Source organism: Bacteroides coprosuis (assembly GCF_020741705.1).
In the GTDB taxonomy this organism is placed as follows: Bacteria; Bacteroidota; Bacteroidia; order Bacteroidales; family Bacteroidaceae; genus Bacteroides_E; species Bacteroides_E coprosuis.
In genome coordinates this window covers 1-9,774 of the sequence record NZ_DYYK01000075.1, presented here as the reverse complement: position 1 = coordinate 9,774, position 9,774 = coordinate 1, and the positions used below count along the sequence as shown (strand labels likewise).

Sequence of the window (9,774 nt, the reverse complement as noted above, 5' to 3'; positions counted from 1 at the left end):
CCTTTTTAAATTTATAGCATTTGAAGTTCTTGATAAAGATCTATTAAGTGATATACTGATGTATCAATTATGGGTTCATACATAAAAGCATTTAAATGAATATTTTCAGGAGTCATAAGAACCACTTGGTCAATAAGCATTCGTTTACTTTGTGAAAGAATATTGTTTTTATCACAAAGGTTTACTAATGCTTTAGTCTGTGAAGTCTTAATCTCTGTATATTCAACACCTTTCTGATCTAATTCCTTTAACATAAGTTCCTCTGCTTTTAACCTGATAGCTATGGAAAGAATTATTTTTTTATCTAAAGCCACTTCATTTTTCTCTTTTTTTTCAACTTTATTAGCTTCATTATAAATGACATCTAACAGTTTTATTGAAGGATCAAATTTGCATTCTTCACCCTTAAATAATGGTGTTTCTTGTTTGTATACTTCAATTATACTTTTTAGTGAGAGGTTTCTTGTTTCTTTTTTTATATGAAGACAAGCAGTTAAAATCTGATAATTATGAACTTCATGTCCTTGACTATATTCAATAATATTTCTTACAAAAGGTATTAACGATACAAACTTCTCTAAATCTGTATGAGCTATACCTAAATATTGCTGAAATAAAGACTTATTAAAGGATTTTTTTCGCAGAGTAATTATTCTTTTGTGATTTTTAGTTGCTACAAAAGCTAAATTCGTTACTGATTCAAATCTCGATGCAAATGTTCTATAGAAATCGAAATTATGGGTCAAAACAATCATCTTGAAATTTCCATGATTATGAATCTCATATAGATACTCTAAAATAGCATATTTATTTTTATAATCGAAAGAGTCTGCTATATCATCAAAAACTAAAAGGTATTCTTCCCCTGTTCTTTTTCTCGCTTCTAATTCAAAGATTATTTGAAGAATATAAAAAGCTCTTTTTTCTCCTGTACTCAATACTTCAAGCAAGCTTTTTTTATCTTGTTCTATTGGTTCTTCCTCTCTAGAGTCTTGGTATGAAAACTTCAGTGTAGCCGCTTCTTGTTTTAGTATTACATCCTCTTGATTAGATAGTTCTACTTTAAATGGTACATAAAAACGTTGATTATAAATAGTTATCACCTCTTGCCAAACACTCGTTTCTTCTTTAGCTCTATCTAAAAGATCCTTTAGTTTTGATTTCTTATCTCGATAAGCTATCAGTACAGAATTCAACTCTGATTTTAATTCAAATAAATACCCCTTCCAAACTTTCTTCCTAAATCCAGAGTAATCTGCTAGCTCTGATAAAATACTGTGATCTTGATCTAACACTCTTTTTAAATCTCTTACTTGAGTATTACTTGTAATAGCCTTATCAATTTTATTAAAATTCTTTTGTAATTCTTTATCAGAAAGTATTTTAGTCAATTCATCATTATACAACTCATTCAGTTCATCCTGTGACTTTATTTCTTCCCCACTTTCTAATGTGAAAAAATGATTAGCATCAAAGAAAGCATTATCCTTGACAGACTTTAAGAGTATTTGAGCCTCATAAGTGCCAAAAGAATTTCCTTTTGCATTATTCTTAAATAAAGTAGATCCACTTAGAAGTTCGTTATACCTTTTAAAATACTGATCAAGCATTTCTTGATGGTTCTTTAGAAACTTCTCTACTTTTCCATCCTTATCGAAAACATCATTGTACTTAAAAGTATAGAGTGGTAAGTTTTCAATAATTGCATTTTCTACATACTCTAAGCAATCAAAAAAAGTATCTTTTTCTTTTTTTCTAAACACTCTGATGAATTCAGATTCACAGTCACTACTTTTACTAAGCTCTTTTAAGGGCTTTATTAACTTGTCTTTTATCTCAATCAACTCCTTATGGAGTTGATCATATTCTTGTTTTAACTCCTTAGATGCCAGAAAAGTTGTAATACTATTGTACTCATCTTTATCTTCTGGTAAAGCAACAAATATATGTTTAGGATCGAGCTCTGTACCATCTACTTTTATACTACATGATGTTTCTTTCTTAGGAAAAATCAAATCTTTTGGTTCATTTTCTCTAGACACATCTAATAGTGTTTTAGCAAAAGAGGATTTCATAACTCCGTTTGGGGCATAGATTAAAGCTGAATTACTTTGAGCAAAGTCAAATTCATGAGAAAAGCCACCTATACCATAGCAGTTTCGTAGAGAAAATTTCATTTTTTGCATAATATTTTAATTTAAAGTTAGTCTTTCTAAGTTCTCAACAAATACTTACAAAGTCAAGCCTTTTTATGAAAAGAAAAGAATAAAATAAAGCTAATCCATTTCACCCCTTACCATAAAACCATTTTAAGCATAAATAGCCAGCACCACGCAACTTTATAAAACGTTAATAACCAACCCCGAAATCTTAAACCATGTTATAAAACATGTTTAGAAGACAGATCAATTAGGATGTTTCGCCAAAAACCCTACCTTTGCAACTGTGTTTTTCATAGTATTAGATTTAAGGTTAACAAGATTGGAGCAAAGTGTTGCTCCTTTTTTTATGCCTATAAGTCTGCTTTCTCTCCCCTCTCCACATCAAATATTTATCCATTTCTACTCCGTATAATTATACGCTTATTTCTGCACATTATTTTGACACCGATATAACGACGTCATAACCTAGTCAAAAAGATGACATGACACCGACATGTTGAGTTCTTGACACCGACATAAAAAAAGGCCTACTTGCGTAGACCTTTTTAGCTTTATCTTTATGTATAAATATTACTTTTGAGAAATCACTTCATCATACTCATCATGGCAGCCATCTGGTTGATCATAGCCACAGTAGATTCTATGTGCTCTTTATAAGAAGCATCAGATAAACTACCTTCTACACGGAATACAGTCGATTTGTTGTTTTTATCTACTACTACGATATAAGCTTTATCCCAATTTTTACTGCCTTTATGTCCTACAATGGTAATAAGCGTATTATCGGGTAATTTTTGATTAAAAATAGGTACAAAGGGCTGATCTATTTTAAGATTGGCCATATCTGCACGTAGAACCTTAGCTACTTCTGCTGATGAAGATTCAAAACCCTCTCCTTTTTTGACAGATAAGTCGGCTATGCCCGATTCTTCTCTAATTTCAGCATTATCTTTTTCGGTTGCTTCTTTTTCTTCCCACTTTACCAATTCCGACTTTTGGTAATCTTTTTTCCACTTCTCAAACAGATCATTGATATTACCAGCAAAGAGCATGGGTGTGCAAACTAGCAACAGGACCAACAGGTTTATTCTTTTCATAGTTTAATTGTATTGATTCATAACTTAATTATTAGGAACAAAGATATCAATATATGGCAGTTAAAGTAAATTTATTTTAATTCTTTTTTCAACTCTACTATTTTACCTGCTCCATCATCCCTTTCAGGTCTTCTATCTTAAAGGTTCCACTCATAGAAATGAAGCTGATTTCATCGGTCTCATCTACAAACAGAATTAATTGAGCATAGTCTTTCTTTCCTTTAGGTTCGATAAAGTAGATGAGCGTTTTTTCATCATCTTCTTTCACACTCATAATGGGCATTACACTCACTTTATCGAGATAGGTTTGTATTTTTTGACGCATCTCTTTGGTAGATTGTGCTGTCTCGGAGTTTAATATTTGAATTGATTTTAGTTTGGACAAGATGCCCTTCACATCAAAGTTGTCTATATCAATCATATCACTGTTTCCACCTATCAAACTAAGCATTGTTTCGGATATGATAACTGAAGTTACTCCTTTTATATTCGATAGATCTTGAAAGAACTTATCATTCTGTGCTTTTAATGGTAGTGTTATAAAGAGTAATAACAAAACCATATATCTTCCTATTTTCTTCATTTTTGCTTTATTACTTTGTTTAAAACTCGATTGACCTCTTGAATCTGATTATCTGCTTTTTGTACTCCTCGTATTCCTTTATGAAAAGTATCCGAAAAAGCTAATAGTACCTCTTTGGTTAGTTCTGCTGTATCCTCGGGGGTTAATTGAACGCGAGCTAGTGAGGGTGTTTCTTGGGGTTGCACTCCATCTAGAGTGATATTCAACCCGATAAGCAATGCCAAAGAGGCGGCTGTTGCTAGGGCAAACCGATACCAGCTAGCCAGTTTGTTACCTTTGGGGGTAGATGATGACTTCTCTATTTCTTCATCGAGCCAAGTGTCCAACTTCGCATTGAGATGGGCAGGTATTTCTACATCTGCTTCGAGCCAAGACAGGGATTGAAAGAGTTGGACTTCTTCGGGATAAGAATCTGCCAATTCAGAGTGTTCCGCAAAAAACAGCATCAACTCTTGCTCCTCGTCGAGAGAAGTTTCTCCTGCATAAAAGGCAGCTAACAATTGATCTAATCTTTCTTTATTCATAGCGGTTCAACTCCTCCTTTAATTCTTTTCTTAACCTTGATAATATCACTTTTACATTCACCTCTGTGAGACTCAGCTGCTGAGCAATTTCTTTTATACTCAATCCTTGTTGATGCCGACACACAAAAACATTTCGTTGGACCGAGGGTAAGGTTTCAAGCCATCGCATCATCACTTTCAACTGATACTTGGCTTGCATTTGTTGCTCAGCAGGCGAATCCTTGCTGGGAATAACAGCCTCATCAATAGAGATGCTATACCCTTTTCTCTGACGAGTTCGAAGCATATCGAGGGATATGTTTTTAACCAAAGTAGTGCAGTATGCCTCACTATTGCGTATGGCATGTAGGCTATCTTTGATTCCCCACAACTTGACATAAGTTTCTTGCACGGCATCTTCTGCATCTTCACTGTGTTTGAGTAGGCAAAAGGCAACACGGTACAGTTTTAACTTATGGGGTAAGTATTCTGCTTTAAACTCGTTGGCTGTCATTTATTCAAATAATAGTTTACAAAGCCTAGGTTGTTTGAATCTAGACTTCCTTTTAGCCATACCAGCGCACCCTCATCTTCTTCACCACTCAAGATTACCATCTCACTGATGATATGGTCTTTGGCTTTGATCAAGATGTGAGCGAACTCATCCTCCTCTACACTCTTCACTAAGGTTTCATACTCTCCATCGGGTTTTATGGCTTCAATATCTTTATTAAAAGCTTGGATTAAACTTTTATCACACTCATCTAAACTAAGTATCTGAATTTCTTCAATTCCATATTGCTGAACATCTTTGCCCATAGAAGAAAGCATCTTCTTATCTAGATTGAGCACGGTTACATCGGGTTTACCTTTGTATTTATCAATCAGTTTGGTAAAGTTTTGTGCTTTGAGCAAAGGAGTACAAAGCACGAACAACAAGAGGATATATAACTTTTTCATATTATCTGACATTTTAAATTTGATTCTATTTCTTTTTTAGAGGCCTTCTATGAAGAAGACGCATCTCTATGAAAAAGGTTACAGCAAGAGCGCTATTATTTTAGAAGAAAATGGAATGCTAGGTATCCATCACAACCCTTTGTAATAATTCCAACTCATATTCAAAGCCAAAAGGAGAAATAGAAGGATGAGATAGATGGGTTTCCACTGTTTTTTCATTGCTGGGAGAAAGGTTTCACGTCCTTGGATGACATCTCGCAGCATCCACAAGGCACTGCATAAGATAAGGAGATGAGTAAGGAGTGCCAAAGGATTTGTCCAAAGGGCTTCGCTCCAATGCCCTTGCAGCATCAAGAGGGTAGCCCGTGTTGTGCCACATGCAGGGCACGGTATATGATAAATGGTTTTAAAGGGGCAATATGTCAGGCGAGAAGCGACTTCGGGAAATAGAAAGAAAAAAAGGTATCCACAGCCTAGTAATACAAGGGCTATGATATACCTTTTTCTAAATTTTAAATCTGTGGGATTAACGAGCATTTTGTAAAAACAGTTCATAGTTTTTCTCTTTGGTTTTATCCATAATCAAAAACCAATCGATAATAGTCCAAACACCCAAACCACCACAAGTTATTAGTTTTAAGATGCCAAGTCCTATATCTCCCAACATAAATCGGTCTATTCCCAAAGAACCAACAAAGATGGAGATGATCAACATCACGATAGGGTTCTTATACGGAAGTATTTGCAATAATCTAAATTTATCATCATCCACATGAGCTAGCTGATCTCGCATAACAAATAGGTGTTGAGACGTAAATTTATCATTCATCGTTGAGATAAAAAGGTCAATTCTAGTTTGATCCATACTCTTGTTTATTAAATATATTTTTCGTTTGAGTATAAAAATAAGGTATTCCACTCACTTATAGCAAGAATAGTACACCTATTATTATAATAAAGTATTATTTGCTTACAATTCTTCTTAAAAGAGAGGTTTTCCATTACAAATGAGAGGCAATAAGGCCCTCATTCTTCATCGGAGAGGCGCATTCTATCGAGCAGGGTAATGTATCTATTCTGAACGGATATCAAACCGAGGTCTTCTAGCTCGGTTAGTGAACGGATTAACGACTGCCTACTTACCCCAAAATTATCGGCCAACTCCTGCCTAGTGAGTTTCAACTCTATTTGATCACTATCTCCATGGGCTTCAGATAAGGTTAGGAAGAATTGTGCCAACTTTCCCCTCAAGCTCCTCAGAGAAAGGAAGTGAATCTTATCACTCAAAAAGCGATTCACATCGGATACAATACGAATAAAGTTGAACAGCAACCGATCATTTCCCTGAATAGCACGCAGAAACTCTTGTTTGTTCATCTTGAGCAAGACAACATCATCATCGGGAATCACATTGACAGGAAACACGTTTTCTGTTGCAAAGAGCATAGCAGGAGCAAGAATTCGTCCTTCTCCCATCTTCTCAATCTGAATAAACTTACCCGAGTCGGATACCATTCGGGCTATTACATTCCCCTTCAATACCACGAGCAAATGCGTACACGAATCTCCCATCAAAGCAATAACATCGTGTTTGGTATATTCTTCGATTTTGTAATTATAGAGTGTCAAGAAGTTTTCAATTCCTCCTTGAAACATGCCCTCGAATAAAGAAGACCGAGAGAGAACCTCTCTTATTTTTTGCTCATCCATAATGCACTATATGATCAGTTTACTATTTAAAGTTGGAAAGATATAGAAACCTAAGTAGAAGAGATAATTTTTTTGATTCTTTAATGGAATAACTCGATACAAAACCAAGTAAATAATGTTAGATACAGAAGAATAGTGCTTTCGTTCTATCTGGTTATCGAACTTGGAGAGAAGGAATAAAGATTTTTAAATGATTTTATAGAATGTCACATAGGCGACAGTTATTCCCCTTACCATTGCATTACTTTGCTATACAATTTAGAATATCAACAATATAAAGTATACAGATTATGGAAAATATGTTTTGTTTTCAATGTCAAGAAACAGCAAAGAATCAGGGTTGTACAATAAAAGGTGTGTGTGGAAAAGATTACATTACTGCCAACGCCATGGACTTACTTATTTTTACGCTACAGGGTATCTCAGTAATTACTACCGAACTTAGAGCAAAGAGTGTAAGCTTTGCCGAAAAGAGTGTTAATGCTTTTGTGAGAGATGCTTTATTCTGCACCATCACCAATGCAAACTTTGATGAAAACAGTATCAAAGAGCGTATTACTGCAGCTCTAAAATTAAGAGATGAGTTGAAAGCGATTGCGAATGAAAAGGGAATCAACCTTCCTTCTTTGGATGCTTTAAATTGGCATACTACAGTAGATAAGTATGATGTTACTGCAAAAGTTGTAGGCGTGCTCAAAGAAAAAGATGAAGATATTCGCTCTCTTTCCGAGCTTACTATCTACGGACTAAAGGGTATGGCTGCTTATGCCGAACATGCTGCTCGCCTAGGTTATGAAGATGCAGAGATTGATGCTTTTATGCAGAAAGCTCTCAACGATATCATTTTGAAAAATCGTTCAGTGGAAGAGCTTATCGGATTAGTATTGGAAACTGGTAGCTTTGGGGTTAAAACGATGGCTCTACTAGACAAAGCTAATACAGAAAGCTATGGTAACCCAGAAATCACAACAGTCAATATCGGGGTAAGCAACAAACCTGGTATCTTGATTAGTGGTCACGACCTTAAAGATATGGAAGAGCTACTCAAACAGACAGAAGGTACAGGTGTAGATGTTTATACGCACAGTGAAATGCTTCCAGCCAACTATTACCCCAAGTTCAAGAAGTACAAACACTTCGTGGGCAACTACGGTAATGCATGGTGGAAACAACGTGAAGAGTTTGAATCATTCAATGGTCCTATCCTATTCACAACCAACTGTATCGTACCTCCTTCAAAGAATGCAGGTTATGCCGATAAAGTATTTACAACCAACTCTACAGGCTTCCCTGGATTTACATACATCAAGGAAGATGAAAATGGAAAGAAAGACTTCTCACAAATCATTGAACTAGCAAAAACTTGTAAGGCTCCTGAAGGTATAGAAGAAGGAACTATAGTGGGTGGTTTTGCTCACAACCAAGTCATACAGCTAGCTGATAAAGTGGTTGAGGCTGTCAAAGCAGGAGATATTCGTAAGTTTGTAGTTATGGCTGGTTGCGACGGACGTATGAAAGCTCGTGGTTACTACACAGACTTTGCTGATGCTCTACCCAAAGATACCGTTATCCTTACAGCAGGTTGTGCCAAGTATCGTTACAACAAATTGCCTCTAGGAGATATCAATGGTATTCCAAGAGTATTAGATGCTGGTCAGTGTAATGATAGCTACTCGTTAGCTGTAATTGCTATGAAACTTCAAGAAGCATTCGGACTAGAAGATATCAACGATCTTCCTATCGTGTACAACATTGCTTGGTACGAACAAAAAGCAGTTATTGTACTTCTAGCTCTACTTAGTTTAGGTGTTAAAAACATCCACTTAGGACCCACACTTCCTGCTTTCCTTTCTCCAAACGTGGTAAACGTATTAGTTGAAAACTTTGGAATTAGTGGCATCTCAGAAGTAGAAGATGACCTAGAAGCATGGATTGCATAAAACGACTTTTTTGATCCGATTCTAAATAAGTGATAGGTTATAAATAGAATAATAACTCACTCAAATTATGGCAGTAAAGAGCTCTCTTTGCTGCCATTTTTATTATCTTACCAATACATACCGTAAAAGAATGTCCTATGAAAAAGTTCATACTAACAACCTTGACTTTAGTGCTATTAATCACTTCTACCTCACTCTTCTCTTCTACCGATAGCACGCAAAAAGATGAATATGAAATTACAGCCTTCTACAAAAAAGAAAGAGTCCCCGATAACATCATCATTCTAAACAACTGGGATGATGTGATTGATGCCAAAAACTACCTCGTACAATCCTCAGACAACGATATAAAATCAGGGGAATATCAGGTTACCCGAGTAGCCGACAACCTCTACAAAGTAGAAGACTTCCTGCACCCTTTCTACTTCAAAACAAAATGGTGTAGCGAATGGGGCACCCGTAAAAAAGCTCAAATCGTAGTGGACGGATATTGGGAGAAGAAAGGGAAAATAATATTTAAGAGATAAGTGGTTTGATTTATATAGTAGGAATGCCTATGCTTTGTAAATCTTTTACTTACAGCTATTAGACTATTTCCCAACCCAAAAAACAGCTTTTCTTTCTATCCCTAGATTTCTTCTTATCTTTGCAGCCAATTCAAAAAAACAAACCTCCTTACCCGCTACTGGGGTGTAGGACGTGTGCTTGGTCAACCACGTAAAAAACAAGAATATATGAAAGAAAAAGTATCTGTCCCATTCATGTTGATGGGCATTGTGTTTAATGTCTGCCTTATTGCAGCCAATCTTTTTGCAACAA

General features: G+C 35.5%; 11 protein-coding genes and 1 pseudogene. 3 read left to right on the top strand and 9 right to left on the bottom strand.

Annotated features, from left to right (window positions below; genetic code table 11):
* Positions 1 to 11 precede the first annotated feature (11 nt).
* The 9 genes from K8V80_RS04410 to K8V80_RS04370 form a co-directional block, all read right to left on the bottom strand.
* Positions 12 to 2,186 (bottom strand): hypothetical protein, encoded by a 2,175-nt coding sequence (locus K8V80_RS04410; protein WP_276775715.1) that lies wholly within the window; start codon positions 2,184 to 2,186, stop codon positions 12 to 14.
* 560 nt (positions 2,187 to 2,746) lie between these two features.
* Positions 2,747 to 3,259 (bottom strand): hypothetical protein, encoded by a 513-nt coding sequence (locus K8V80_RS04405; RefSeq protein WP_276775714.1) that lies wholly within the window; start codon positions 3,257 to 3,259, stop codon positions 2,747 to 2,749.
* A 97-nt stretch (positions 3,260 to 3,356) separates the two neighbouring features.
* The gene (locus K8V80_RS04400; RefSeq protein WP_006745123.1) at positions 3,357 to 3,842 is read right to left on the bottom strand and encodes a DUF4252 domain-containing protein; all 486 of its coding nucleotides are present in this window, start codon (positions 3,840 to 3,842) and stop codon (positions 3,357 to 3,359) included.
* Positions 3,839 to 4,366, bottom strand: coding sequence for a hypothetical protein (locus K8V80_RS04395; RefSeq protein WP_276775712.1), 528 nt, complete (start codon positions 4,364 to 4,366; stop codon positions 3,839 to 3,841). Before K8V80_RS04395 ends, K8V80_RS04400 begins: the two co-directional genes overlap by 4 nt.
* A complete protein-coding gene (locus K8V80_RS04390; protein WP_276775711.1) occupies positions 4,359 to 4,859 on the bottom strand; it encodes an RNA polymerase sigma factor in 501 nt (166 codons plus the stop codon). The genes K8V80_RS04395 and K8V80_RS04390 overlap by 8 nt, the downstream gene beginning before the upstream one ends.
* Positions 4,856 to 5,305, bottom strand: coding sequence for a DUF4252 domain-containing protein (locus K8V80_RS04385; RefSeq protein ID WP_276775710.1), 450 nt, complete (start codon positions 5,303 to 5,305; stop codon positions 4,856 to 4,858). The genes K8V80_RS04390 and K8V80_RS04385 overlap by 4 nt, the downstream gene beginning before the upstream one ends.
* A 129-nt stretch (positions 5,306 to 5,434) precedes the next feature.
* A complete protein-coding gene (locus tag K8V80_RS04380; protein WP_006745127.1) occupies positions 5,435 to 5,860 on the bottom strand; it encodes a DUF2752 domain-containing protein in 426 nt (141 codons plus the stop codon).
* Complete coding sequence (locus tag K8V80_RS04375; protein WP_006745128.1) at positions 5,832 to 6,170, bottom strand: TM2 domain-containing protein; 339 nt, start codon at positions 6,168 to 6,170, stop codon at positions 5,832 to 5,834. Before K8V80_RS04375 ends, K8V80_RS04380 begins: the two co-directional genes overlap by 29 nt.
* Positions 6,171 to 6,331: 161 nt before the next feature.
* A complete protein-coding gene (locus K8V80_RS04370; RefSeq protein ID WP_276775707.1) occupies positions 6,332 to 7,015 on the bottom strand; it encodes a Crp/Fnr family transcriptional regulator in 684 nt (227 codons plus the stop codon).
* Between the two features lie 287 nt (positions 7,016 to 7,302).
* Here K8V80_RS04370 and hcp point away from each other — a divergent pair, with 287 nt between their 5' ends.
* The 3 genes and pseudogenes from hcp to K8V80_RS12045 form a co-directional block, all read left to right on the top strand.
* A complete protein-coding gene (gene hcp / locus K8V80_RS04365; RefSeq protein ID WP_276775717.1) occupies positions 7,303 to 8,955 on the top strand; it encodes a hydroxylamine reductase in 1,653 nt (550 codons plus the stop codon).
* A 137-nt stretch (positions 8,956 to 9,092) separates the two neighbouring features.
* Entirely contained in the window at positions 9,093 to 9,482 is a 390-nt protein-coding gene (locus tag K8V80_RS04360; protein ID WP_276775706.1) for a hypothetical protein, read from the top strand.
* Between the two features lie 105 nt (positions 9,483 to 9,587).
* Positions 9,588 to 9,774, top strand: a pseudogene (locus K8V80_RS12045) (queuosine precursor transporter); the annotation flags it as partial.